This window comes from Rhizobium sp. 3T7 (assembly GCF_020166565.1).
Lineage (GTDB): Bacteria > Pseudomonadota > Alphaproteobacteria > Rhizobiales > Rhizobiaceae > Rhizobium.
Genome location: NZ_JAIQXS010000001.1, coordinates 1 through 24716, shown reverse-complemented (window position 1 = coordinate 24716; position 24716 = coordinate 1). Strand labels below are relative to the sequence as shown.

The window sequence follows — 24716 nt, the reverse complement described above, 5'->3', positions numbered from 1 at the left end:
GACGCAGCCGATCAGGCCGCGTCTTCGATTTCTTCGTCACGCTTGCGCGGCACATAGTTGAGAACCGGGCCGAGCCAACGCTCGACCTCAGCAACGTCCATGCCCTTGCGGGTGGCGTAGTCCTCGACCTGATCCCGCTCCACCTTGGCAACGCCGAAGTAGTAGGCGTCGGGGTGACCGATGTAGATGCCGGAAACGGAAGAGCCCGGCCACATTGCGTAGCTTTCAGTCAGCGTCACCCCAGCCGCCTTCTCGGCATCGAGCAAGCCGAACAGCGTCTTCTTCTCGGTATGGTCAGGCTGCGCCGGATAGCCCGGCGCCGGACGGATACCGGCGTATTCCTCGGTAATGAGCTGCTCGTTACTCAGATGCTCGTCCTTGGCGTAGCCCCAGTATTCGCGGCGAACCTGCTCGTGCATGCGCTCGGCAAAGGCTTCTGCAAAGCGATCGGCCAGCGCCTTTACGAGGATCGACGAATAATCGTCGTTGGCCCGTTCAAAGCGTTCCGCAATCGCGACCTCCTCGATACCAGCCGTGACGACGAAGCCGCCGACATAGTCCTGAACGCCGCTTTCAACAGGCGCAACGAAGTCCGACAGTGCGACGTTCGGCCGGCCATCACGCTTCGACAGTTGCTGGCGCAGCGTGAAAAAGGTGGCAAGCTCATCCTTGCGGCTATCGTCCTTGAACAGACGGATATCATCGCCGACCGCGTTCGCCGGCCAGAAGCCGATGACCGCACGCGGATGGAACCACTTCTCGTCGATGATTTTCGCCAGCATCGCCTGCGCATCGGTCCACAGCTGGCGAGCCGCCTCGCCCTGCTTCTCGTCTTCCAGAATTGCCGGGAAGCGGCCACGCAGTTCCCAGGTCTGAAAGAATGGCGTCCAGTCGATGTACTTGGCGATCTCCGCGAGATCGTAGCCGTCGAACACCTTGGTGCCGAGGAAGCTCGGCTTGGTCGGCTTGTAAGCCGTCCAATCGACCTGCTGCACGTTTTCGCGGGCTCGTGCCAGCGGCAGACGCACCTTCTCGGCCTCGCTGCGCGCATGCGCAGCGGCCACCTTCGCATATTCGGCGCGAATATTGGCCACGTAGCCGTCCCGGCCCTCGGGCGACAGCAGCGAGGAGACGACGCCGACCGCACGGCTGGCATCCGTCACGTAGACCGCCTGGCCCTTGTTGTAGCCAGGATGGATCTTGACCGCCGTGTGGACGCGGCTCGTCGTTGCACCGCCGATCAATAGCGGCAGGTCCAGTCCCTGACGCTCCATTTCAGCGGCGACATGCACCATCTCGTCGAGCGACGGCGTGATCAGGCCGGAGAGACCGATGACGTCGACCTTCTCGGCAACGGCCGTTTCGAGGATCTTCGTTGCCGGTACCATGACGCCGAGATCGATGATCTCGTAATTGTTGCAGGCGAGCACGACACCGACGATGTTCTTGCCGATATCGTGGACGTCACCCTTCACGGTCGCCATGAGAATCTTGCCGGCAGCCTTACGGTCGTCGCCGCCGTTCCGGCGCTTCTCTTCCTCCATGTAGGGAAGAAGCACGGCAACCGCCTGCTTCATCACGCGGGCAGATTTGACGACCTGCGGCAGGAACATCTTGCCAGAGCCAAAGAGATCGCCGACCACGTTCATGCCGGCCATAAGCGGGCCTTCGATGACGTGCAGCGGCCGCTCGGCCTGCTGGCGGGCTTCCTCGGTGTCGGCCTCGATATATTCGGTGATGCCGTTGACCAGCGCATGCTCCAGCCGCTTCGCGACGGGCCATTCGCGCCAGGAAAGATCCTGTGCCTTTGCTTCTCTCGTGCCAGCGCCACGGAAGCGTTCGGCCACTTCCAACAGCCGCTCGGTCGCGTCGGCGCGGCGGTTCAGCACCACGTCTTCGCAGGCTTCGCGCAGTTCCGGATCGATCTGGTCGTAAACGGCAAGCTGCCCGGCGTTGACGATCCCCATGTCCATGCCCGCCTGGATGGCGTGGTATAGGAACACCGCATGCATCGCCTCGCGCACCGGCTCGTTGCCGCGAAACGAGAAGGACAGGTTCGAGACACCGCCTGAGATGTGCACCAGCGGCATCGTCTTGCGGATCGTCCGGGTCGCCTCGATAAAGTCGACGCCGTAGTTGTTGTGCTCTTCGATACCCGTCGCGACCGCAAAGACGTTCGGGTCGAAAATGATGTCTTCAGGCGGGAAGCCTGCCTTTTCGGTCAAGAGCTTGTAGGCGCGAGCGCAGATCTCGACCTTGCGCTCGTAGCTGTCTGCCTGCCCCGTCTCATCGAAGGCCATGACCACGACGGCCGCGCCATAAGCGTGCAGCAACTTTGCCTGGGCGAGGAAGTTCTCTTCGCCTTCCTTGAGCGAGATCGAGTTGACGATCGGCTTGCCCTGAACGCGCTTCAAACCGGATTCGATGATCGAAAACTTCGACGAGTCGATCATGACAGGCACGCGAGCAATATCGGGCTCAGCCGCGATCAAGTTCAGGAACTCGACCATCGCCCTTTCGGAATCGATCAGCCCCTCGTCCATGTTGATGTCGATGATCTGCGCGCCGTTTTCCACCTGGTCGCGCGCCACATCGAGTGCTGCCGTGTAGTCGGCATTGGTGATCAGCTTGCGGAACCTCGCGGAACCCGTGACGTTGGTGCGCTCGCCGACGTTGACGAAGGGAATGTCCTTGGTCAACTCGAAGGGCTCGAGGCCCGACAGCGACATAAAGGGGCGATGCTCGGGGATCGGACGCGGCTTGTACTTGGCGACGACTTCGGCAATCGCCTGGATATGTTCCGGCGTCGAACCGCAGCAGCCGCCAACGATGTTGACGAGGCCTTCGCGCGCAAAGCTCTCGATCTGCGCCGCCATCAATTCCGGCGTCTCGTCATACTGGCCGAACTCGTTCGGCAGGCCGGCATTCGGATAGGCGCAGATGAAGGTGTCGGCAACGCCTGACAGCTCCTGCAGGTGCGGACGCATGGCGTTGGCGCCGAGCGCGCAGTTGAGGCCGATCGTGAAGGGATTGGCGTGACGCACCGAATTCCAGAAGGCGGACGGCGTCTGGCCGGACAGGGTCCGGCCGGAAAGATCGGTGATGGTGCCCGAGATCATCACCGGCAGGCGGATGCCCTTCGCCTCGAAGCGCTCCTCGCAGGCAAAGATTGCGGCCTTGGCGTTCAGCGTGTCGAAAATAGTCTCGATCAGGATGATGTCGGCGCCGCCGTCGATCAGGCCGTCGATCTGCTCGCCATAGGCGATGCGCAGATCGTCGAAGCTGACGGCGCGGAAGCCAGGATTGTTGACGTCGGGCGAAATCGAGGCGGTGCGGTTCGTCGGGCCGATGGCACCGGCGACGAAGCGGCGGCGGCCATCCTCGCGTGCGGCGCGGACCGCCGCACGGCGCACGATCTCGGCGCCTTCCTTGTTGAGGGCGTAAACCTCGCCTTCCATCGCATAATCGGCCTGTGCAATGCGTGTCGACGAGAACGTATTGGTCTCGAGAATATCGGCGCCAGCCTTGGCGTACTTGTAATGGATCTCTTCGATCGCATCCGGCTGCGTCAGGATCAGAAGATCGTTGTTGCCCTTCTGGTGGCAGACACAGCCAATGAAGCGGTCGCCGCGGAAATGGTCTTCATCGAAGCCCAGCCCCTGGATCTGCGTGCCCATGGCACCGTCAAGAACAAGGATGCGTTCGCTGGCGGCTTTCCTAAGCGCTGCGAACACTTCACTACCGTCGCGCTTTGCCCCTTCGGAACCAAACAGAGTATCAAACACGGGCGGACTCCTTGACGTCGTTACAGGCCAATTGACCAAATCACATAAAGATATCTTTATGTCAATATATGCCTCTCATGTGGCGCCTTTGCGGCGCTGGGCAGATGACAGACTCGGGCGGCCCCTATATAGGCGGTTGCGAAGGCTTTGTGCACGAAATCGGAGGAGTATCATGGCACCTGCAATCGGAGACGCCGCGCTCGGAAACTGGACCACCCGCGCATACCACCGCAACTGGCTTCTTGCACAGGCAAACGGCCTCTTCGATTTCTTCCAGCACAACTCCGTCAACCCGAAGGGCGGCTTTTTCGATCTCGACGACACCGGCAAGCCGCTCAATGCCGTCGGCCAGGTCCGCCCGATCCATATAGCCTCCCGGGCCGTTCACTGCTTTGCGATCGGCACCCTCCTCGGTCGTCCCGGTGCCGCCGACGTCGTGGATCACGGTGTGCAGTACCTCTGGAAGCATCACCGCGACACCAAGAACGGTGGCTACTTCTGGTCACTCGACGACAACGGCCCCGTTGATTCAAACAAGCAGGGCTACGGCCATGCCTTCGTCCTGCTCGCAGCCTCCTCTGCCAAGACGGTTGGCCATCCACTTGCCGACGGCATGCTTGCCGACATCACTGACGTCCTGAACACCAAGTTCTGGGAAGCCAAGCACGGCGCCATTGCCGAGGAGTTCACTGCCGACTGGCAACCGCTCGACGGCGGCAACTACCGCGGCCAGAACTCCAACATGCACCTCACCGAAGCGCTGATGGCTGCTTTCGAGGCAACTGGCAACCGCGATTATCTGGCCAAGGCCGAAAGCATTGCCGACCTCGTCATCCGTCGCGCTGCCGGTTCTGTCGGCTGGCGCGTCGCCGAGCACTTCAGCACCGATTGGGGCCTCGACAAGGATTACTATCATCCGAACGAAATGTTCCGCCCTGCAGGTACCACGCCTGGCCATTGGCTGGAATGGGCCCGTCTCATTCTTCAGCTCTGGGTGCTCGGCGACAAGAAGCATGACTGGATGCCGGATGCGGCCAAGAGCCTGTTCTCGCAGTCGATCGCCCTCGGTTGGGACGACAATAAGGGCGGCTTCTTCTATACGCTCGACTGGCAAGACAAGCCCGCCAAACGCAACAAACTGTGGTGGCCTGCTTGCGAAGGTGCCGGCGCTGCGCATTTCCTGAACGAACATCTGCCGAGTGACTATCACGAGGAGCACTACCGCAGGATCTGGAACGTGATTGAGCGCTCCTTCATCGATCACAAGAATGGCGGCTGGCATGAGGAGCTAACGGAAGACCTAGTGCCTGCCCATGCGATCTTCCCTGGCAAGGGCGACATCTACCACGCTCTGCAGGCCTGCCTGATCCCCCTCTTCCCGGCAACCGGCAGCCTGACCAAGGTCATCCCCGAAGCGGGCGGCAAGATCTGATTTGAAGCGAGCGCCACCTCATGGCGCTCGACTATCATTTCAAGTGATATCGCGTCGTGCCGTGACTTGAGCGGAGGGTTCGACGCGACGCACCGGCGCAAACGACGACGCGCGTGGAATGGCTGTGCGATAGACAAACAAATCGGTAGGAGGTTTGGTTTATGAGGCGGATTCCAACGACCAATTGGGCGGCAAGCCTTCCCTATGGCTTTCGAGACTGCCTCTACCCGTCTTCTATGGATGCGGTTTGCGAAATCGTGGCGCGAGCGCCAAAGATAAAGGCCGTGGGCTCAGGCCATTCGTTCAATGCAATCGCCGATGGCGAAGTTGCCCTGTCGCTTGCAGAGCTACCGATCAACCCTGTCATCGAAGGCGATGGAACACAGGTTTCCATAGGCGGCCATTGCACCTACGGAGAGCTTGCGCTTTTCCTCCATCGCCATCATCTCGCCGTTCATAATCTAGCCTCGTTGCCGCATATTTCGATTGCCGGAGCAATTGCCACGGCAACGCATGGGTCAGGCAACCGGAACGGCAATCTGGCAACTGCGGTGTCCGGGCTCGAAATTGTTTCAGGCGACGGCCGCCTCGTAAAGGTGGCACGCGGGGATGCCGATTTCCCGGGAATGGTGGTGCATCTGGGCGCGCTTGGCGTCGTTACGCGCGTAACGCTTGACGTCCAGCCGGAGTTTCAGGTCGCGCAGTGCGTCTACGAAGGATTGGCCTGGGACAAGCTGTTGGCCAACCTCGATGAGATCATGGCCGCAGGCTACAGCGTGAGCGTGTTCACGCAATGGGGTCAACAAACGGGATCGATTTGGGTCAAGAGAACAGCATCCGCCAATGAATGGCCCGCCGCCATTCATGGCGCAGCACGAGCGATGGTCAACAGGCATCCCATAAGCGGATTGGATGCGCAAAATTCAACGGAACAGTTGGGGCAGTATGGCCGATGGTCCGACAGGCTCCCGCACTTCAAGATGGGGTTCACGCCCAGCAGTGGTGAGGAGATACAGTCCGAGTTCCACCTTCCACGGGTATACGGAACGGCCGCCATCGACGCGTTGCTGTCAATCCGTGAGAGGTTTGCGCATCTGGTGCAAGCAGCGGAATTGCGAACAGTCGCAGCGGATGAGTTGTGGCTCAGTCCTCAGTATCGCCGCGACACCCTGTCGATCCACTTTACCTGGGTTCGGGACCAGGAGGCCGTGAACGCTGCTGTGGAGCACATTGAGCAGACCCTGTCGCGTTTCATGGCCCTGCCGCACTGGGGTAAGGTCTTCACCCGGCGTCACATCGGGGCCAAATATGAAAAGCTTCCCGAGTTTGTCCGCCTTCGAGACAGGATGGATCCGGAACGGACGTTGTCTAACCTATGGTTGGAAGATGCTATATTCGGCTCGAGTGGAAACTGAGCTCCTGCCGCGAACGAGGTTGTCTACGTCGGCTCGCTCGAAACTGCCGTCCTCCCCATCCAAGAAAATCGCTCGTAGCGTAAACCTGGTGTGTCAAAACACACCAGGCGAAATCGCAGTCATGCCAGGCGAAGTGCTTCGATGTCCTTCGCCAGCATCAGTGCCAGCGCCTCGACGGCAAGATTGTGGTCGTCCCGTTGCGGCAGGCCAGATACGGTGACAGCGCCGATACAACCAGTACCCTTCACATTGATCGGGAAGCTGCCGCCGTGCGGCGCATAATCGGCATCGGCGAGACCATTGTCGGCAACCGTCTTGCCCTTCTGCTTGAGATCGAGACCGATCGCATAGCTGCTCCTGAAATAGCGCAGCACCAGATTGCGTTTGCGCCGCACCCATTGAACGTTGTCAGGCGTGACGCCGGGGAGAGCGGCATAGAAGACCGGCATTGAATGCAGCGTGACATCGATCGCGATACCGAGACCACGCTCGGTTCCAAGCTCCTGCAGGAGCTTACCGAGCTGCCATGCGGTCGTGAGATCGAAGGTGTCGAAACTCAACACCTCTTCCTGTTTTGCGATTCGGTTGAGGTCTTCGTCGGGCATGGTCACGGGTGCTTCCTCTCCTGCAATGCTTTTTCCTGAACAAATGCAAGCGGAATGGAAAAGTAAAGCGGAATCGTGGCGATGCCCGAGCGCTTATAGCTTCGGCGTCAGCATCTCGAAGCGGTCGCGGATCGTCGCGCAGGTATCACCGCCAAGACGCGCAATGGCATCGACTTCGGCAGGATCGACGCGCAGCCGGTCGGGGTCAACGACGCCGTCGCGATAGTGCGCATTGACGATTTCACCCATGATGATCTGCCGCGACTTCCCGAGCTCCAGCGTGACGTGGCGCCTGCATTCGAAGGCTGCCGGGGCTTCCGCGATCCATGGCGAGGCTACCTTCTGGCCAGGCATCGCCGTCAGTCCCGCCTCCTTCAATTCGTCGACACCACGCGGATATTTCGACCCGCAGACATGCATCGCTTCGGCGATGGCAAACGACACGATGTTGACCGTGAAGACCTCGGTCATGCGGATGTTGTGGCCGGTGTCCTTGAAGGACATATCCGGATTGTTCTCGACACCGAGCGCCAGGATCGGCGGATCGGCGGACAGGCAGTTGAAGAAGCTGAAGGGTGCCGCATTGATGCGGCCATGCTCGTCCACTGTCGTCACCAGCGCGATCGGCCGTGGAATGATCGTACCGATCATCAGCTTGTAGCGCTCGCGCTCGGTGAGCATCTCGAAATCGAAAGAGACCGACATGGATCAGCCTGCCGCCCTTATCGGCGCAAAAGCGCCCATCGCGCCTGTATAGGGTTTGGCCAAAGGAGATGCATACGAACCGCGCTTGCTGGTCGACAAGCCGAGCGACACCAGCGCTTCCGCCTGCTTGACCGCCGCGGCGACCCCGTCGACAACAGGCACGCCGTAAATGTCCTGCAGCTCGCGCGCCAGATCGGTCATGCCTGCGCAGCCGAGCACAATCGCTTCCGCGCCATCTTCGGAAAGCGCTCGTTCGATCTCCGCCCGCAGCTTGCCGATAGCACCCGACGCAGGGTCATCGAGCTCGAGGACGGGGATATCCGAGGCCCGCACCTTCGCACGTCCGCCCATGCCGTAGCGCCGCACCAGATTGTCGATCAGGACCCGCGAGCGCTCCAGCGTCGTCACCACAGTAAACCGCTGCGCCAGGAATCCGGCCGTGGCGACCGCGGATTCGCAAAGCCCGAGAACCGGCACATCGGCAAAGGTCCGGGCAGCATCCAAGCCCGTATCGTCGAAACAGGCGACGACGGCGGCATCATAGCCGTCGGCCCTCCGCTCCTTCAGTTCAGCGAGAAGCCCGGGGATTGCCAGCGCACCGTCATAATGCCCCTCGATCGAGACCGGCCCCATGCGAGAGGTCGCGACGATGATATCGGTGCCGGCGGCCGCGACCGCGCGGGCGGCAACGGCCGCCTTCTCGGTCATGGATGTCGTCGTATTGGGATTGACCAAAAGAATGCGCATAGGGTCAGCTTGTCTTTGCCTGGCGCCGGCGCAGCATGAGCATGATGCCGAGCGCGACGAGAATGATGGTAAAGGAAAACAGCGTCGTCACAGTGCCCAGCGCATAGAGCACCGGCGTCGTGACGTTGGTGGTCATGCCGTAGATTTCGAGCGGCAGCGTGTTGTAGCTGCCCGATGTCATGAGCGTACGAGCGAATTCGTCATAAGAGAGCGTGAAGCCGAAAAGGCCGACGCCGATCAGGCTCGGCGCAATCATCGGCAGCACGACATGACGGAAGGTCTGCCAGGAAGTCGCCCCGAGATCGCGCGCCGCCTCTTCATAGGCTGGCGAGAAGCGGTTGAAGACGGCAAACATGATGAGCACGCCAAACGGCAGCGTCCATGTCAGATGCGCGCCGAAGGCGGAGGAGTACCAGGCCGGCTTCAGCCCGCCCTGCTGAAAGACCACGCCGATCCCAAGCGAAATGATGATCGATGGCACCACGAGACTTGCGACAGTCGCATAGAAAAGCACGGTCGATCCGCGGAAGCGGCGGCGAAACGCCAGCCCCGCCAGCAGCGAGACGACGACGGTGACGACCATCACCATCAGACCCAGCGTGAACGATCGGCGGAACGAGGCTCCGAAATCGCCCACCGCCTGCTTCTCGAAAAGGTTGTAGAACCAGTGAACGGAAATGCCGTTCAGCGGGAACGTCAGGCCGCCGTCTGGCCCCTGGAAGGAAAGGATCAGGATCGCCGACAGTGGCCCATACAGGAACAGCACGAAAACGAGGAAAAAGGCCGCGAGCACATAGAATTCGAAGGTCCGCTTCTCGTGGTTCATCTCACAGCTCCTTGCGGATATCGACGACGCGCAGGATCGCGGCGACCATCAGGAGGACGACGACCAGCAGCACGACGGCATTTGCGGCAGCCGCCGGGTACTGCAGCAACGACATCTGGTTCTTCATCATCAGCGCCACCGAAGCGCTCTGCCCGCCGGACATGACCTGCACGGTCGAGAAATCGGCCATCACGAGGGTCACGACGAAGATCGAGCCGATCGCCATGCCGGGCTTTGCCAATGGAACGACCACATTCCAGAGGATTTGCCAGCCGCTGGCGCCAGCATCGCGCGCCGCCTCGAACAGCGAACGGTCGATGCGCATCAGCGTGTTGAAGATCGGTGTTACCATAAACAGCGTGTAGAGGTGCACCATCGCAAGCACGACGGCGAAATCGGAATAGAGCAGCCATTCGATCGGCTGCGGCACGATGCCCATTTGCACCAGCGCCGAGTTGACCAGCCCGTTGCGACCGAGCACCGGAATCCAGGAGATCATACGAATGATGTTCGACGTCATGAACGGCACGGTGCAGACGAGAAACAGGATCATCTGCGTGGTCGTCCGGCGGACATGGAAGGCGAGGAAATAGGCGACCCAGAAGCCGATGAAGAGCGTCAAGCCCCAGACGGTCACCGTGAATTTCAGGGTGTTGAGATAGGTTTTCCAAGTGACCCATGAACCGAGCGTGTCGGTGTAGTTCATGGTCAGAAAGGCCGGATAGAGCCCCGCAAAATCGTAATCCCAGAAACTGACAACCGCGATCATGGCGATCGGCAGGATGAAGAAGAAGCCGAGAATGAGGATCAGCGGCGTCGCCTGCAGATAAGAAGCTGCCCATGCCGGACGTCCGATTCTTCGACGGCTTATCTGTTCCGATTGTTGCTCGGCCTGCGAAGACGCGATCGTCGCCATGTTCCGGTCTCTCCGTTATTGACGCCCTCCCCCCAAAGGAACTGGGGAGAGGGCCTTGCAGAAGCGGTTGGCCTTAGGCGGCGATGAACTCGTTCCAGCGGCGAACCATGTAGCGGTCTTCGTCCATGACGGAGTTCCAGCACGCGACGTGACCCATGCGCTCTTCGAACGAACCACCGTCGCGAACGGCGCCGGCCTTCTCCATGACCTTGCCTTCCGGCGAGAGAATATCGCCTTGCGCCGGCTTGCCTTCGATCCAGTAACCCCATTCATCGGCGGTCATGAACTTCTTGGCCGTCTCCATGCAGGCCGAGTAGTAGCCCTGGCGGTTGAGATAACCACCGACCCAGCCGGAGGTGTACCAGTTGATGTACTCGTAAGCGGCGTCGAGCTGCGCGCCCTTGAGGTGCGAAGCGAGGCCGAGACCGCCACCCCACGAACGATAGCCTTCCTTGAGCGGCTGATACTTGCAGGCGATGCCCTTGGAGCGGACGGCGGCAACAGCCGGCGACCACATGGACTGGATGACGACTTCGCCTGATGCCATCAGGTTGACCGACTCGTCGAAGCTCTTCCAGAAGGCACGGAACTGGCCGTCCTGCTTGGCCTTGATCAGGAACTCGATCGTCTTGTCGATCTCTTCCTTGGTCATGTTGCCCTTGTCGGCATACTTGATGTTGCCGAGCGCTTCCATGATCATCGCGGCATCCATGATGCCGATCGACGGGATGTTGAGGATGGAGGTCTTGCCCTTGAACTTCGGATCCATGATATCGGCCCAGGTGGTGATATCGCGGCCGACGAGGTCAGGGCGAATGCCAAGCGTATCGGCATTGTAGATCGTCGGCATCATCGTGAAGAGTTCGGTCTCGCCCTTGGCGAAGGTCTTGGCATCCGCGCTCTCGACGTAGCCGACCGTGTGCGGCGCCGTGCCCTGAGCGATGACGCTGTCCGGCTTCAGCTTGCCGGTCTTAAACAGCGGAACGACCTTGTCGTAGTACTTCAGCTTCTTGACGTCCATCGGCTGGATGACGCCAGTCGGATAGACCTTCTTCAGGATCCAGTATTCGATGTCGGCGATGTCGTAGCTGTCGGGCTGGGTCACGGCGCGCTGGGCAGCAGCATCGGAGTCGGTCGCGGTCATCTCGAGCGTGATGCCGAGGTCCTTCTTGCACTGCTCGGCAATGGCGTTGATGTTCGAAACGCCGGTGCCGAACTGGCGAAGCGTGATGTTCGACTGCGCCCAGATGGTCGGAAAGCCTGTGATCAGGCCGGAGCCCGCGGCCGCACCGATGGCGGCGGCGCCGGTCTTCAATAGGCTGCGGCGGGAAATCCCCGCGGCCGCCCTGGTCGTCTTCTTTTCGGTTGTCATGTCAGTTCCCCTTCTTTTTGCTGGTGAGGTTCATGCACGGCCAAGGAGGACCGCGTCCTCCAGAGCCCAACTCAGAGACACGGCATCGCCGACCGATACGGGTTTGGCGAAATAATCGCCGTCATTCGCGATGACCGTGAAGTCGTCACTGCCCGCGCCGACGACGGTGATCTTCACCGACGCGCCGCGATACTCGATATTGGAGACGAGGCCGTTGAAGCCGAGCGTCTTGTCGGCGGCCGTGTCGAGGCGCACGCGATCGGTGCGGATGCCGATGTCGACACCCTCGCCGATCTGCCTACCGTTGCCACGCACCGCAAAGGTCTGCCCCTCCCGCACCTCAAGCGTCGTGACGCCATCCTGCGAGGAGACGACGCGACCGGACAGGACGTTATGATCGCCCATGAAGCGTGCGACGAAAGCTGTGGCAGGCTCCTCAAACACCTTGCGCGGGGTTGCCGCCTGCTCGATCTTGCCGTCGTTCATGATGACGATGATATCGGCTAGCGCCATCGCCTCTTCCTGGCTGTGCGTGACGTGGACGAAGGTAATGCCGAGCGTCTTTTGCAGCTTCTTCAGTTCTGCCCGCATACGGATCTTCAGAAACGGATCGAGCGCCGACAGCGGCTCGTCGAGAAGCAGCGCTTCGGGATCGGTGATCAGCGCACGCGCCAGCGCCACACGCTGCTGCTGGCCACCGGATAGCTGCGCAGGCCTCCGCGTCGCATAGGCGTCCATCTGCATTAGCTTCAGCATCTCGAGCGCCTTGGCGCGACGCTCTTCCTTCTCGACGCCCTTCATCTTCAGGCTGAAAGCGACGTTGTCGACGAGGTCTAGATGCGGAAACAGCGCATAGGACTGGAACATCATCGCCGTGCCACGCCTGGCTGGCGGGAAATCCGTGACGACCGTGTTGCCAAGCCTGACATCGCCGGAGGAAATGCTTTCGTGCCCGGCAATCATACGCAGCGTCGACGTCTTGCCGCAGCCGGAAGGCCCGAGAAAGCAGCAGTAGGAACCGGCCGGAATCTTCAGGCTAATGGAATGGACTGCCGTGGTGGCGCCATACACCTTGGAAACGGATACGATATCGATCTCTGCGGCTTTCGACATTGGTCGTCCTCTGTTTGAGAAAGACAATGCATCCGCCGTGCCAGTTTCTATTGCAGCCCATCCAGCGTCGGCAAATCAAGGACTTGCTACCAAGATTGCGGCGCATTTCAAAATTCAGGCAATGCACCGATATGCACACAAAATAGGCTATCGTTCGCAATTCGTGCAAATGATCGTATACAATTTAGCCGTCACTTTGCGCGCAAATTCCATTTAACTTTTATGGGAAACGCAGATATCATTTCCCGGTCAAAAGGTATCCGAGTTCATGAAGCCCACCGCGACCGCCCTGCAGACCGCAGAGGATTCAGCCGATACAGGCGCACAACAGATCCGCGACGCGATCCGCGACGCGATCGTGGAGCGGCGCCTGTCGCCGGGCACCAAATTGTCGGAGAGCGATGTCGGCAATCTGTTCAACGTCAGCCGGACGCTTGCTCGCGCCGCCTTGCAGGCGCTTTCCTATGAAGGCCTGGTCAGCGTTGAAAAGAATCGTGGGGCGTTCGTCGCCTACCCCTCGCCTCATGAAGCACGCCAGATCTTTGCCGCCCGCCGCCTGGTCGAGCCCGGGATCTTGCGCGAGGCGGCCGCCAGAATTACGCCTTCGCAGATCCAGCACCTGAAGCAATTGCTGCTCGAGGAAGGCCGACTGATCAGCGAGCGGGGCCAGACAGCACGGCGGGCCGAGATCAAAGCTTCCGGCGACTTTCACCTGACGCTTGCCTCAATATCCGGCAACGCCATCATGCAGCGTTTTATGGATGAACTGGTTGCCCGCTCGTCGCTGGTGATCGCCCTTTACGGCCAGTCGACGATATCGAGCTGCGGCCATTCCGAGCATGGCGACATCGTCGCCGCGATTGAGCGAAACGATCTCGACGAGGCGTGCAGTCTGATGCTGCACCACATCGCGCACATCGAAGCAGACCTCGATCTGCGCGAACGCAAGAGCGTCGGCCTCAGGGAAGCTTTCGAACTATAGCAATTTTCGTTTGGGAAGTGGGATTGCGGCCTATGACCGCAATCCACCAATTCAACTGCCGGAACGGCGCTCGGCGGTCTGTTCCGCAACGGCGACGATATCAGGCGTGCCGTTTGCAAGCAGGCGCTTGCGGACGAGTACGCCCATGACGCGGGCGGCGGTGGAAAAGCTCATCTGGTCGAGCGGTCCTTCGCCCTCCCATGGCTTGGTAAGCCGTTCAGTGACGGCTCCGACGACGTTCATCGGAACGATATCGTCGCACAGACGCATCGCTTCGAAGACCCGGCTGATGGGTACAACGCGTCCTTCGAAAGTGACGATTGGTTCTGTAAGTTCCGTATCCCACTCTTCGAAGGCATAGAGGGCTTCGCGGAAGAGTTCCTGAAGGGTGAACGGGGCGTGTCCATTATGAAGCGGCGGCAAGGCATTCGTCATGTCTGTCTCCTCTTTAGGGCTAGTGCCATTCCTCCTCTTCGGCCGGCAGCAACGCGGGAACAGAACTCAGAATTCCCCCTGCGAACCGAAAACACGATCAATGTTATAGTGTAATATATGCGTGATAAAGCGTTTTATCGGCTTGAAGGTTCCACCGCGCCCGGCAAAAACAAACAGGCCATTGATATTGCAGAGAATATCAATGGCCTATTCGCTATCAAATTAACGGCAGTCACGCTGCCTTGCGATCACTGCGCGATCGAAAACGTCACGTTGACGGTAATGTTGTAGCTGGTTTCACCGCCCTGGATGGGCACCGCCGAGTCGGCCGACTCCTTCATCATCGCAGCCCGTGCGACGGGAACCGGCTGTGGACGCGGCGACGTTTCACTGATCTCGATCACCCGCCCGAGCTTGACATCGGCCGCCGCGGCCAGCGTCTTCGCCTTCTCGATGGCGTTGGCGACCGCATCCTTGCGCGCCTCCTCCATCGCCGTCTCCGGCTTGTCGTTCGTGAACTGAATGTCGCCCCCCTGATTGACGCCGAGCGTGACGGCTTCGTCAAGAATTGCGCCGAGCTTGGACAGGTCGCGGACGCGCACGCTCAACGAGTTGGACACCTGGTAGCCCACCAACTGCGGGGTCTGAGGTTGACCGTCGTTGGACTGTGGATAGCTGAATTGCGGCTGCACCGAAAAGCCTGAAGTCTGCAGGTCCCGCTCCGCGATGCCGGCCTTCTTCAGAGCGGCAAGGACGTCGCTCATCGACTTGTTGTTTTCGTTGAGCGCTTCACGTGCGGTCTTTGCCTGTTTCACGACGGAAAGGCTGAGGACCGCCATATCGGGCGCGACGCTTGCCTGCCCCTCACCGCTAACGGAAATCACGGCCTCGCGCGGCTGCGAATCAGCGGCCAGCGCCGGCAGCGCCATGGCAGCTGCGGCCGGAAGGCCAAGCAGAAGGCTGAAGGCGATTGTTCTGGTGTTCGGCAACACGGTGTTTCACTCCCTGATTGTGAAGTCTCGATTGACGTCTTGCCGATTGATTGTGAAGCTATTGCGGCAGTCCCTTGTGAGCGCTGAAGAATTGCGTTAGAGCGAAAAACGTTCCGGGGAACCATTGCGCCGGACACGGCAGCCATACTGTCTCCGGGCCTGTAGCTCAATGGTTAGAGCCGGCGGCTCATAACCGCTTGGTTGGGGGTTCGAGTCCCTCCGGGCCCACCAATCGCCGTAAGTTATTGATTTTAAACGAGAATTTTCAGGGCGCTTTTCCACCGTACTCGGCGAAATACTCCGCTACGTACACATTTCGAGCCGGATTGAGAGGCGCGGAATGTATCTATGGAAACGAGAAAACGGATTCACATATCAGCAAAGAATTCCCGTTAGCGTCGAATCTCAATTTGGGAAATCACCCATCCGCGTGAATTTGGGGCCACTTCCTGTCGCTGCGGCACGGAAACGGGCGATTATTTTGTCGGGTGCGGCCATGAGAATGATGGACGATCCGACCATGACCAGAGAAACCCTTTCTCATAGCCTCAAAGCTTTGAATGCTGAGCTCGACGAGCTGCACCGACGCCATTTTCCGCTTGGTCTAAGGGTTAGCAGCCGACTTCAACAGGCCAAAGAATTCGAATCTGAAGGCGACCATGAAGCCGCCCAGATATACCGCCGTCAAGCGAAGGAACTGGCAACACAAAAGGCTTCGCTGCAAGATTTCAAACAAAGACTTCAGACAATTGCGGATGCGCTTTCAAAAGATTCCGTGGCATGGGAGGCGGAGCGCGACACTTTCCAGTCTGTCGTTCGGACCCTCGGTTCTTTGGGCGCACAGGTTCAATCGCCCCAAATTCAACCTATCCAGCAGCCCCAAGCGCAACCACTCGAACATCGGGATGAAAGAACTGTAACTGCTTCCACCAAACTGAGCGTAGCAGGTCGCGTCATCCTCGATGCTCGAAAAGATGCGCTGGACAAGGGAAACAAGGACAAGGTGCACTATGAGGAGCGGCTTGAAAACACGTTCTCGGCATTCCTGAATGTGGTCGGCGATCATCCTCTCAGCTACTATTTGCCTGTACATTTGCAAGATTTTGCGACGGCTATGGCAAAGGTTCCCACAAATCGGACGAAGTACCCCATTTTCGCCGGGCTGAATCTCAAGCAGATGGGCGCAAAGAATGACAAATTGCCTGACGAAAAGCGGATAAAAAGCCTGTCTCAGACGACGGTCAAAGAGCACGTGGCCCAAATCAAACTTATTTGGGAAAAAGCGACGGCTGGTGTCTCAGGAATTCGTGACATCCGGTCATTCAAGGTGACAATGCCTGCCGCTGCAACGCCTGCAATTGATCGGGAAGGTCTGCCTCCGACGTCCCTAAATATATGGCTAGCAGATAGCGCCACTTCTAAGATGATGCGAAAGCCGCACAAAGCTTGGTTGCCTCTTGTTGGTTTTCTGACAGGGATGCGGCTTTCTGAAATCGTCTATTTGCAATCATCTGACATTGTAACCATTGAAGGGAACGAGGTTTTTGACTTACGGCTTCCACTGATCTTCAATGGAAAGCCGGTCGACCGGCCCCTCAAGACGAAAACGTCTGTCCGCATTGTTGCAATCCATCCATTGCTTCGTGATTGCGGTTTCATTGATTTCGCAAAGAAACAGCGTGGCCGGGGAGGGTTTGTTTTCCCGCATTATCATGGAGCTAAAGACCCTGCTGATGCTGCCCAGAAACAGATGGGGAATTGGATGGTGGCGCTCGGGATTCACGAGACCCAGCGGCAAGTGTTCCATTCACTGCGCCACAACGCGAAAAGCTGGTTTCAAATTAACGTTGGTGACCGCATCGCCGACCGGCAATGCGGTCACGCTGCATCGTCCGTGGGAGCGAAGTACGGATTCAAAGCGTTGGAGCCGGAAGAGGTCCAGATGATAATGTCTATCCCGGCCCCGCGTGGCGTCGATTTTTCGCCATTCATCAAATGGCGAACTCAAGCTGAATAACCGCTATTCCAGCTTCTCACGCTCCACCAGTGCAACGTATCCAACAAATTCACCAGCCTCTGAAAGCTTGTCGGCGTCATCGGCGGCGAATTCGCCGTTGGCCTCGTAGATGTCGAAATACCAGCGGCGGTTAGCTTCAACGGCGTTGCGCCGGTCGTATTCGGACACGTCAAAATAGTCGTATTTGCGCCCGCCTATCTCACCGACCTTTTCGACTGAGGCTTGAACGGTTTCGGCAGAAACCCACACGTTTCCGCTGTGCTGGCAAATAAAATGAATCATAGTTTTCCTCTGCTTTCGCGTTGAGTTTAGATAACGGCACGCAATCGACAATCGACTGCGCTGGTATGAGCCGCATCACTGCGTTTGCAGAGAAAGCGTCGGTCCGTGGCTCCCCGGGCCGACAAAACATATTTAAGAGCCGTCCAAAGCACGTCAAGGCAGCATCCTGTCAAATGCTCGGATACCGTCTCGCTGGATTTCCTTTTTCAGTTCCGCCGCCGCTCCGGGCAGTCGCGACCGACGTACAAGGCGCTTTTCGGCGCATCCGTGGCGCTGGATGTAAATCGATGCGAAATAGCAAATTAAACCGCCTGTCGCATGCTGATGGTGGACTTCTTCAATGATGATATTAACCGTCAGCCCTTGGATTTTCGTGATCGTCTGGCGCATTGAAGTGTCTGCTTTCCATCTGAATTCATTGATAAATTTATAGCAGAAATCAACATTCTTGAGAATCCTCAGGGCGGATTTGATGTCGCTGATGGGATAGCGTTCGTTAATCAGAATGATTGGATTCTAATGATTTTTTGAAGGGAGTTTTTACCTATTGCGGCGGCAGGCAGGGGTTGACGGAGGAAGGGGCGGCATAGGCTCTTGTCCCGCCTTGGCCAGAATGGGCATGGCGGTGCCCGCAGGGCATAAAGAGCCGCCCCTGCTTCCGTCACCGAGCGAAAAGGTTCCATGTCTATTTTTTCCCGGTCCGCAACGCGGATCGGATCGAGACACGCGGCTCGATCCGAAGGACAAGAAAAAATCGACATGGAAAAGAGCGAGGCTACCCCTGCCGGTTTTTTGACGATCTGGCGCTATTTCTCGCTCTGAGATGAGCCGTTTTTGCAGAGTAGGAATATTATTTTCGCTGGCACTTGTAGAAATATCATTTCCTTCTATGTGGTCTCCGGATTCCGAAACGTGCTTTTCTGTTGGAGGCATCATTCCGAGCGATATGAGGTAATATTTTCCTCTTTGGAACAAAATACAAAGTGCATCTTGTATTTTACACTTCCTATATGAAAAAATATTCCGACTGTATCTTGTGCCTTCTCTTCAAGTGCGCCATCTTGTTTGCAGGATGGCCGATCAGCTTTCGTTTTTGTTGCCCTGAAGGGGATTGGAATTAAGTTTTCGGACTTTTTTCGTTGGAATTTGATCGGCCTTTCTGCGGCGAACATGACGTTCATAAGTCCGCACCGGCCATTACCTGCCTCGGCAACTAATGGCCGGAACAAGGATTACCCAGCCTCACCGGGTTGAGGTTTCCTCTCGAAGATTGTCCGGGCCTTTGGCCCCGATGCCACGCTCAATCATCACGAGATGATTTCGCTCCCTTGCATTTCTGCAAGCTTTTGGAGGGCGCTTTCCTGCGCCCTTCGACCACCCCCCGAAAACTACCGGTTTGCGAAGCTTCCGCTTGCGGAAGGCTGCGGAGCTTTGCCTGTTAAAAAGGACATGAAAATGCATCATCAGATCGCCACGAAGGTCGAAGAAATCTCAACCGGTACACCGCCAAACGAGATTAAGGGCTCAACGACGGTGCGCGCCGCAGTCGCTCTTATCACCGGCCGGAAGCTCCATCGGGATGACTTCGACGAGGATCAGTTGTGGGACATGCTTGACGACGTTCAGAAGAGGGTTGTCGTTCATTACCGGCCGCTGTCGAAATTTGCGCAATGGTTCGATGAAGAACAGGAGCGTCAGGTCGAGAGATACGCCCAGGCCTCCCCGGCCGCGAGAAAGCTCTTTCAGCGTATCCAAGAAGCGAAGATCGTCACACAGGTGATCGAATTGGAACTTAAACAGCCGTTGGCGGAGGCCTTGGCACTATTTTGCAAGCGTGCCTTCATCGAACGCGTCAAGCCTTTTGCCGAAGAGAAAGAGGGGGACTCGGAGGCGTGGATGATGCTTCACGCGCTCGAAGAATTGCGTCTCGCTCTAAAGGTTGCGGGGTTTTCGCCGCGATGAACTACCATTCTAAAGTTGGCCAGTGGGAAGCCGGTCAGGGAGCACGTATTGATTGTGTGCTGGCTGTAGTTGAATACGATCAAAAAACAACTGCTTACATCATCGACTGCGGTGACGAAGAGCAATTCATCTCGTGGGTTTCGGAAAACCACGATGATGTGCGGTCCGAGGACGAGGACGGGAAATGGACCGAAACAGAAGATGAGCATTTGCTACGGATCGGATGCAGCATCGTCTTTCGCGATTTTGCGGCCTTGGTCGGTTGACGCCGACCGTTTTTCCTCTGACCATTAAAAACACCGCGTCATAGGGCTGGAACCCTCAGCGGTGTTTTTGATCACTGTTTAATAAAGATGAACGATTTCATGTTTGTTGTAAAGCTCCCATTGACAATTAAGTGAGCGCCGGGCTGGCACATAGCCCAGCCCAAAACACACAGACAGACGATTTTCCAAAAAGAAATGTTGACATTAATCCGGAGTCACAAGGTTCCGGTCGTGGCAGGTCAAAAGACCTCGCCGTCTTTAAACTTTTTGACGATCCTGCGAGCGCGCCCGTCATCGATCCTTTTGAGGATGGCGAACGGGCCGTTCGCGTCGCCGTTTCGAAGGCTCTCGATGCCGCCAAGGCAAGGCCGCAGGCCGCGCAGCAGCCCGCCGGAGGGGCGGGCCTTGGGAGTGGAGGAGCTACGGTTCCGCAGAGCGAAGCGAACGGGAACGAAGGGCCTCCACTCCCTCTTTTTCCTGTATCTGAAGCCCCCTCATTTAAGGGGTCGTCATCGGTCAGCCGTTATGCTCTTCTCTCCAAAATCCAGAAGCTTTGCAGACCAAAAGACCGAGATGAGCGCGGGCCTTCCGTCTGCGGTTGCGGCAGACCTGGAGAAGGTGCGACACACGTCAACATTCATCTGCGCTATGGCGAGCAGACCGGCGAAGTCCGCGCTGGAGTCAGTGGAGTCTACCGTTGCAAAAGTGCTTGGCTCTGCCCTACCTGCGCACCAGCCAAGGCTTTGGAACGGGCTGAGAAGGTTCAGGAAGCGGCTGAGGCTACTTTCCGGCGCGGCGGAACGTCTGCGCTGGTTGTGCTGACAGCTTCGCACAGTAAGGACCAGTCGCTGAAACACGTTAAGAACCTTGTTCACACGGCATCCAGCAAAGCGCGTAAGACTCGCGCTTGGTGCAAGGCTGTTGAGAAATTCGCCATCCTCGGCGTCATCTGCGGTCAAGAAGTCACGTATAGCCTCGAAAACGGCTGGCACTACCATCAGCATCTTTCCGTGCTGGTGGACGGCCCGACGCATGAGGAAAAGGCGCTCGTGACGCCGCCCACGGACCCCGTTTCATCTGATCGGATTGGACCGCTCAGCTATGATGAATTGCTCTTTCCTTTCCTCTCCGCTGTACCTGCCGCTGAAATATCATCGCGTTTCATCGGTCCTGTGAGACCCGGGACGCCGTATCTTCGATTGGTCCGAAGAGCCATTGGCAAAGCATCCGGTGATCGGATCGGACCTCCGACAAAGAAACAGGTTTTCATCGAGCTTGCGCGTATCCGTGCGCAGGCGGCTGGCGATTTTTTGGCCGAGGCGTACAAAGAGAAAATTCGTGGCGCTGGCGGCAAGGTCAGTGACCAGCATGGCTGCAAGGTTCGTGTCGCTCATGATGCGGAGGACGCCAGTAACTACACCGCCAAGGGGTCGATGGCGTGGGAAGTCTCTGGCGCATGTAAGGACGAAACCAAGGCCGAAACATCGTTGACGCCTTGGGACATTGCCCGCGCCGCATCCGATGGCGACAAGTTTATGTATGCGCGCTGGAAAGAGTACGAGAAGGTTATGCCAAAAACGCGCTCTTGCGTGCGTAGCGCTGCACTTTGTGAAAAGCTCGGCATTGAGCCGGATGTCGAGGAAGACGAAGACGGCGAACAGGTTTTCCATGAAAACGACGATGTTGTCGGTCGTGTTGAAGCGCCGGTTTGGTCGCGCTGGATGAGCCAAGGCCTTGCCTCGACGTTCCTCGCACGTGTCGAATACGGCGGCGAAGAAGGTTTTGACGACGCGGTAACAGCCACGGAAGCCGATTCGGTGAAAGTCGAACGGTGGTGGGAGGCCAAAAAGGCGGAAAAGGACGAAAAGCAGGCTGATCGTAAAGGTGAGCGCCTGCTGCGGGAAGCGGCGAACGACGTGCGGAAGCATCTGAACGAGGCTGGGGCGCGAAGACAAATCGCGGATGTCGTGGAACGGGTGGCTCGTGACAATCCAGACGGTCCGCGACTGTCAGAGGCCGACGTGCTGGCGAGGAGCCGCTGCACGGTCGAACCGGACGAAAATGATCGCATCTTTGCTGAGCTTTTCGGGATGTCCGAAACCGATTGGCTCGCCGCAGCGTGATGGCCTCCCCGACCATGAAGGGGGCAGTCGGCAGACCCTCAACGGCGTTGTCGCCATGAAGTGGTCCGGCTGACAGCCTCCTCGAAGAGCCGACGTGCACCTTGGTGTTAGTAGTCGGTCACTACCAATTTGATTCCGGTACCAAAAATCGCTTTGCGCCCATTGTTTTCGCACTCAGAATCTCAGGAGTAATTTCCTATTTGAGAGCGAAGCGATGAAGAAATTTCAGACACACCAAATAATTGATCGGATCATTGAACTGGACAGTCGGCACGTCGGAGTCGCCAGTTCTCTGCTCGCAACCATGATTGATGATGACCCTGAACTTGCTCGGACTTGGCTTGATCTGGCCGCCGACGCGTCGAAAGACGGTATCGATCCGCGAGGTTTGCTCATATTGCCGGAGGATGTGTTTCATGCCCTGCACTCGCACATCCGATATGGTTATGTGATCGAATGGCTCGCTAAATGGTCAGTCGAGTCTTTTCATCTCAAAAACGAGCTTGCGGAACGTCTGCCAGGCAGATGGGGTGAGGCGGATACTGTTCTGGCAACAGAGCATAGTCGCCGCATAGGCTGAGGTAGCTAATGGGCTACCAGTTCGTGCATCTTGAGAGCTTTTCACGCAAGCCTGACGCGAAAGGGCGCGGCACGGATTTCATTTTCGCTGAAGCCAGCCGCAGACCCGACGCCTCCGTTCATGTCGAGAATCCCGCGCCGCCGGTCGTCGTCTTTGGCGTCGGCGTAGAGGCCGTGCAGGAAATCCATGACACTGCCGCAGCCGAGGCGACGATTGCCGTAAAAGGCGGTTACGTTCGGAAGCTCGCAAAAGACAAAAAGACTCTCCACACGGTCGTCGCTTCGTATCCCGCGACAATGGCTGAAATCCGTGACGATCCAGTGAAACGAAAAGAAGCCGAAGAGTGGGAAAGACGAACAATAAATTGGCTTCGTTCACAATACGGCGACGATCTTAAATCCGTCGTCAGACATGAGGATGAGGAATATTTTCATATCCACGCATATGTCGTGCCGACTAGCGACCCCTCCCTGTCCGCTCTAAAATTCCACCCGGGCGTCACTGCGAAGCGTGCCGTAATGGACAGCGGCAAGGATGGCGAGGATAGAAGGACTCTCTCGAAACGAGCAGATGGAGCATACAAGCAAGCAATGCGGGCATGGCAGGACAGCTATCATGAGGCTGTTGCGATCCCTTGCGGATTGACGCGTCTCGGCCCACAGCGCCGCCGTTTGACAAGGGATGAATGGCAACGGGAGAAGGTCCAAGCCAAGGCATTGCAAACGGTCGTCCAGCGAGCGCGCAAGGTTAAGGCGGATGGCGAGAGTTTCGTGACGCGAACGAAAACGGAAACCGCAAAGATCGTTGCCGACGCAGCCAGCGCGCGGGAGGCCGCACAGAAGGCGACTGCCGCCGCCCTGGCTGCTCAGGATCGCGCCAGAAAAGACCAGGAGCGAGCCCAAACAGCGATGGCCAATGCCGAACGATATTCCGGTTGGGCCGGTCGCTTGCGGGCAGTCTGGGATCGTCTGCGGAAGTCTTCCCTTGTCGAGAAGGTTCGTGGGGAATTCTCCAGCGAAATCGACCGCTGGCGAGATGCCGCGCGATCAGCCGAGCGCAAGCAATTGGAAGCCGAGCGGCAGAAATTCGAAGCCGAGCAGAAAGCGCGTGTTGCGCAAGATGCGGCGATGAGAGCCGGAATCGAGAGTGATCGCTTTCGGTCGATGCTTTCGCCCGCTGCCGAACATGCTGCTCCAGAACCATCACCGAGTCCGAAACTGGTGCTTAAACCCGATTTCAAGAAAAAGGAAAAAACGTAATGCTTAAAGCTATCGCAATTGCCACGATCCTGATTGCGTCCAACGCCATGGCTGGCCAAATCGTCTGGCGGTCACCGGTGGCTGGCGTCTTGCCTCATATCTCCGATTCCTCGCCAACGCAGCCCGAACTAGAGCCTGTACTCGGTATTCACTATGGCGCGATTCGGGTCGCTAGAGGATCGGTCGTCAACGTCCGTCCAGTTGGCAATACCACCGGGTATGTATTCGCTTCAAAAGGCCCACTGCCGGTCGGCCTGACACTCGATCCAGCGACAGGAAGAATCGTTGGTGTCGCAGTGGTTGCAGGAAATTACGATCTCGCCATTCGGGCAGAAAAGGACGGCCTCTCCGGAGATTTGGTGCTGTCAATCACCATCTCCTAACCGGTCTCTGGCTAAGACCGGGGGTGCGGGGGCGGACGGCTGGAGCCGTCCCCGCACTCACATCCACGTTCATCGATTTCGTTTGCTGGCGACGTGCAAATACAGAATACCGCCCTTTTTTGAAACCTTCGGCCATCCCCGCCCCAGGCATTTCCCGCATCGCTCTTTCGCCACCCGCTCCATGTCTGCGGGCGTAAATGGGGTGGCCTGTTCATCTGCGTAATCCCACGCGCTCAAGGCTTGCTGCTGGATAATCCGTGGCATTACGCAAAGGCGGCATCGGCCTTCGGCTTTCGCAACGGCGAAATGCGTGATCGTCTCGTCTTCGATAAGGTCATGGTCGGGTGCCAGTGCAGCCATTATGCGGCACCATTCATCGACTGCACCAGCATCCCGATCTCGGCGGCGGGTACCGGCGTAAATGGGATTTTAGGCTGCGTCGTCTCTGCCGTGGACATCAGGTAAATCGCGCCGCTCGCCGCCGTGATGTGGATGTCCGCCTTCTCGTAACGGAAGACC

The 24716-nt window shown here is 58.0% G+C and carries 24 protein-coding genes and 1 tRNA gene; 11 read left to right on the top strand and 14 right to left on the bottom strand.

Annotated features, from left to right (window positions below; all coding sequences use genetic code 11):
• Positions 1-11: 11 nt before the first annotated feature.
• Positions 12-3785, bottom strand: coding sequence for a methionine synthase (gene metH, locus K9B32_RS00125; protein WP_224559919.1), 3774 nt, complete (start codon positions 3783-3785; stop codon positions 12-14).
• Positions 3786-3957: 172 nt separating this feature from the next.
• Here metH and K9B32_RS00120 point away from each other — a divergent pair, with 172 nt between their 5' ends.
• Entirely contained in the window at positions 3958-5217 is a 1260-nt protein-coding gene (locus tag K9B32_RS00120; protein ID WP_224559918.1) for an AGE family epimerase/isomerase, read from the top strand.
• 161 nt (positions 5218-5378) lie between these two features.
• Positions 5379-6632: a D-arabinono-1,4-lactone oxidase gene (locus K9B32_RS00115; RefSeq protein ID WP_224559917.1), complete on the top strand. Its 1254-nt coding sequence runs from the start codon at positions 5379-5381 to the stop codon at positions 6630-6632.
• A gap of 119 nt (positions 6633-6751) precedes the next feature.
• On the opposite strand, the gene K9B32_RS00110 is transcribed toward K9B32_RS00115, so the two are convergent.
• The 7 genes from K9B32_RS00110 to K9B32_RS00080 all read right to left on the bottom strand — a co-directional run bounded on the left by K9B32_RS00110 (position 6752) and on the right by K9B32_RS00080 (position 12916).
• Complete coding sequence (locus tag K9B32_RS00110) at positions 6752-7237, bottom strand: heme-degrading domain-containing protein (protein ID WP_263490465.1); 486 nt, start codon at positions 7235-7237, stop codon at positions 6752-6754.
• Between the two features lie 93 nt (positions 7238-7330).
• Entirely contained in the window at positions 7331-7942 is a 612-nt protein-coding gene (locus K9B32_RS00105; protein ID WP_224559915.1) for a flavin reductase family protein, read from the bottom strand.
• A 3-nt stretch (positions 7943-7945) separates the two neighbouring features.
• Positions 7946-8689: an aspartate/glutamate racemase family protein gene (locus K9B32_RS00100; RefSeq protein ID WP_224559914.1), complete on the bottom strand. Its 744-nt coding sequence runs from the start codon at positions 8687-8689 to the stop codon at positions 7946-7948.
• 4 nt (positions 8690-8693) lie between these two features.
• The gene (locus tag K9B32_RS00095) at positions 8694-9515 is read right to left on the bottom strand and encodes an ABC transporter permease (protein ID WP_224559913.1); all 822 of its coding nucleotides are present in this window, start codon (positions 9513-9515) and stop codon (positions 8694-8696) included.
• Between the two features lies 1 nt (position 9516).
• The gene (locus tag K9B32_RS00090; RefSeq protein WP_224559912.1) at positions 9517-10431 is read right to left on the bottom strand and encodes an ABC transporter permease; all 915 of its coding nucleotides are present in this window, start codon (positions 10429-10431) and stop codon (positions 9517-9519) included.
• A gap of 73 nt (positions 10432-10504) precedes the next feature.
• On the bottom strand, positions 10505-11803 hold the full coding sequence (locus K9B32_RS00085; RefSeq protein WP_224559911.1) for a PotD/PotF family extracellular solute-binding protein: 1299 nt from the start codon (positions 11801-11803) through the stop codon (positions 10505-10507).
• 30 nt (positions 11804-11833) lie between these two features.
• On the bottom strand, positions 11834-12916 hold the full coding sequence (locus K9B32_RS00080; RefSeq protein ID WP_224559910.1) for an ABC transporter ATP-binding protein: 1083 nt from the start codon (positions 12914-12916) through the stop codon (positions 11834-11836).
• Between the two features lie 268 nt (positions 12917-13184).
• Here K9B32_RS00080 and K9B32_RS00075 point away from each other — a divergent pair, with 268 nt between their 5' ends.
• Complete coding sequence (locus K9B32_RS00075; RefSeq protein WP_224559909.1) at positions 13185-13898, top strand: GntR family transcriptional regulator; 714 nt, start codon at positions 13185-13187, stop codon at positions 13896-13898.
• 51 nt (positions 13899-13949) lie between these two features.
• Here K9B32_RS00075 and K9B32_RS00070 read toward each other — a convergent pair whose 3' ends face one another.
• Both K9B32_RS00070 and K9B32_RS00065 read right to left on the bottom strand, forming a co-directional pair.
• Positions 13950-14333: a hypothetical protein gene (locus K9B32_RS00070; protein ID WP_224559908.1), complete on the bottom strand. Its 384-nt coding sequence runs from the start codon at positions 14331-14333 to the stop codon at positions 13950-13952.
• Between the two features lie 248 nt (positions 14334-14581).
• Positions 14582-15262 carry an SIMPL domain-containing protein gene (locus K9B32_RS00065; protein ID WP_224559907.1) on the bottom strand — a complete coding sequence of 227 codons (681 nt, stop codon included), beginning with the start codon at positions 15260-15262 and terminating at the stop codon, positions 14582-14584.
• 218 nt (positions 15263-15480) lie between these two features.
• Between K9B32_RS00065 and K9B32_RS00060 the strand changes: the two genes are divergently transcribed.
• Both K9B32_RS00060 and K9B32_RS00055 read left to right on the top strand, forming a co-directional pair.
• Positions 15481-15556: transfer RNA gene (locus K9B32_RS00060), tRNA-Ile, on the top strand.
• A gap of 109 nt (positions 15557-15665) precedes the next feature.
• Entirely contained in the window at positions 15666-17342 is a 1677-nt protein-coding gene (locus K9B32_RS00055; RefSeq protein WP_224559906.1) for a hypothetical protein, read from the top strand.
• A gap of 3 nt (positions 17343-17345) precedes the next feature.
• Here the strand turns inward: K9B32_RS00055 and K9B32_RS00050 are convergent, their stop codons facing one another.
• Positions 17346-17624, bottom strand: a complete 279-nt coding sequence (locus tag K9B32_RS00050; protein ID WP_224559905.1) for a hypothetical protein — start codon at positions 17622-17624, stop codon at positions 17346-17348.
• Positions 17625-17777: 153 nt separating this feature from the next.
• The gene (locus tag K9B32_RS00045) at positions 17778-18014 is read right to left on the bottom strand and encodes a hypothetical protein (RefSeq protein ID WP_224559904.1); all 237 of its coding nucleotides are present in this window, start codon (positions 18012-18014) and stop codon (positions 17778-17780) included.
• A gap of 1143 nt (positions 18015-19157) precedes the next feature.
• Here K9B32_RS00045 and K9B32_RS00040 point away from each other — a divergent pair.
• The 4 genes from K9B32_RS00040 (at position 19158) to K9B32_RS00025 (ending at position 22555) form a co-directional block, all read left to right on the top strand.
• Complete coding sequence (locus K9B32_RS00040; protein ID WP_224559903.1) at positions 19158-19586, top strand: hypothetical protein; 429 nt, start codon at positions 19158-19160, stop codon at positions 19584-19586.
• Positions 19583-19852 carry a hypothetical protein gene (locus K9B32_RS00035; protein WP_224559902.1) on the top strand — a complete coding sequence of 90 codons (270 nt, stop codon included), beginning with the start codon at positions 19583-19585 and terminating at the stop codon, positions 19850-19852. Before K9B32_RS00040 ends, K9B32_RS00035 begins: the two co-directional genes overlap by 4 nt.
• Positions 19853-19983: 131 nt before the next feature.
• Positions 19984-21975, top strand: coding sequence for a hypothetical protein (locus K9B32_RS00030; RefSeq protein WP_224559901.1), 1992 nt, complete (start codon positions 19984-19986; stop codon positions 21973-21975).
• A 214-nt stretch (positions 21976-22189) separates the two neighbouring features.
• Positions 22190-22555 (top strand): hypothetical protein, encoded by a 366-nt coding sequence (locus K9B32_RS00025; RefSeq protein WP_224559900.1) that lies wholly within the window; start codon positions 22190-22192, stop codon positions 22553-22555.
• 41 nt (positions 22556-22596) lie between these two features.
• Here the strand turns inward: K9B32_RS00025 and K9B32_RS00020 are convergent, their stop codons facing one another.
• Positions 22597-22824 (bottom strand): hypothetical protein, encoded by a 228-nt coding sequence (locus K9B32_RS00020; protein WP_224559899.1) that lies wholly within the window; start codon positions 22822-22824, stop codon positions 22597-22599.
• A 27-nt stretch (positions 22825-22851) separates the two neighbouring features.
• Between K9B32_RS00020 and K9B32_RS00015 the strand changes: the two genes are divergently transcribed.
• A complete protein-coding gene (locus tag K9B32_RS00015; protein WP_224559898.1) occupies positions 22852-23814 on the top strand; it encodes a plasmid recombination protein in 963 nt (320 codons plus the stop codon).
• Positions 23814-24197, top strand: coding sequence for an Ig domain-containing protein (locus K9B32_RS00010; protein ID WP_224559897.1), 384 nt, complete (start codon positions 23814-23816; stop codon positions 24195-24197). Before K9B32_RS00015 ends, K9B32_RS00010 begins: the two co-directional genes overlap by 1 nt.
• Positions 24198-24266: 69 nt before the next feature.
• Here K9B32_RS00010 and K9B32_RS00005 read toward each other — a convergent pair whose 3' ends face one another.
• A complete protein-coding gene (locus tag K9B32_RS00005) occupies positions 24267-24557 on the bottom strand; it encodes a hypothetical protein (RefSeq protein ID WP_224559896.1) in 291 nt (96 codons plus the stop codon).
• Between the last annotated feature and the right edge of the window lie 159 nt (positions 24558-24716).

Coding starts and splice junctions, on each gene's coding strand:
- K9B32_RS00120 (WP_224559918.1), top strand. CDS start 3,958: ATGGCACCTGCAATCGGAGACGCCGCGCTCGGAAACTGGACCACCCGC.
- K9B32_RS00115 (WP_224559917.1), top strand. CDS start 5,379: ATGAGGCGGATTCCAACGACCAATTGGGCGGCAAGCCTTCCCTATGGC.
- K9B32_RS00110 (WP_263490465.1), bottom strand. CDS start 7,237: ATGCCCGACGAAGACCTCAACCGAATCGCAAAACAGGAAGAGGTGTTG.
- K9B32_RS00105 (WP_224559915.1), bottom strand. CDS start 7,942: ATGTCGGTCTCTTTCGATTTCGAGATGCTCACCGAGCGCGAGCGCTAC.
- K9B32_RS00100 (WP_224559914.1), bottom strand. CDS start 8,689: ATGCGCATTCTTTTGGTCAATCCCAATACGACGACATCCATGACCGAG.
- K9B32_RS00095 (WP_224559913.1), bottom strand. CDS start 9,515: ATGAACCACGAGAAGCGGACCTTCGAATTCTATGTGCTCGCGGCCTTT.
- K9B32_RS00090 (WP_224559912.1), bottom strand. CDS start 10,431: ATGGCGACGATCGCGTCTTCGCAGGCCGAGCAACAATCGGAACAGATA.
- K9B32_RS00085 (WP_224559911.1), bottom strand. CDS start 11,803: ATGACAACCGAAAAGAAGACGACCAGGGCGGCCGCGGGGATTTCCCGC.
- K9B32_RS00080 (WP_224559910.1), bottom strand. CDS start 12,916: ATGTCGAAAGCCGCAGAGATCGATATCGTATCCGTTTCCAAGGTGTAT.
- K9B32_RS00075 (WP_224559909.1), top strand. CDS start 13,185: ATGAAGCCCACCGCGACCGCCCTGCAGACCGCAGAGGATTCAGCCGAT.
- K9B32_RS00070 (WP_224559908.1), bottom strand. CDS start 14,333: ATGACGAATGCCTTGCCGCCGCTTCATAATGGACACGCCCCGTTCACC.
- K9B32_RS00065 (WP_224559907.1), bottom strand. CDS start 15,262: ATGGCGCTGCCGGCGCTGGCCGCTGATTCGCAGCCGCGCGAGGCCGTG.
- K9B32_RS00055 (WP_224559906.1), top strand. CDS start 15,666: ATGTATCTATGGAAACGAGAAAACGGATTCACATATCAGCAAAGAATT.
- K9B32_RS00050 (WP_224559905.1), bottom strand. CDS start 17,624: ATGATTCATTTTATTTGCCAGCACAGCGGAAACGTGTGGGTTTCTGCC.
- K9B32_RS00045 (WP_224559904.1), bottom strand. CDS start 18,014: ATGCGCCAGACGATCACGAAAATCCAAGGGCTGACGGTTAATATCATC.
- K9B32_RS00035 (WP_224559902.1), top strand. CDS start 19,583: ATGAACTACCATTCTAAAGTTGGCCAGTGGGAAGCCGGTCAGGGAGCA.
- K9B32_RS00025 (WP_224559900.1), top strand. CDS start 22,190: ATGAAGAAATTTCAGACACACCAAATAATTGATCGGATCATTGAACTG.
- K9B32_RS00015 (WP_224559898.1), top strand. CDS start 22,852: ATGGCTGAAATCCGTGACGATCCAGTGAAACGAAAAGAAGCCGAAGAG.
- K9B32_RS00010 (WP_224559897.1), top strand. CDS start 23,814: ATGCTTAAAGCTATCGCAATTGCCACGATCCTGATTGCGTCCAACGCC.
- K9B32_RS00005 (WP_224559896.1), bottom strand. CDS start 24,557: ATGGCTGCACTGGCACCCGACCATGACCTTATCGAAGACGAGACGATC.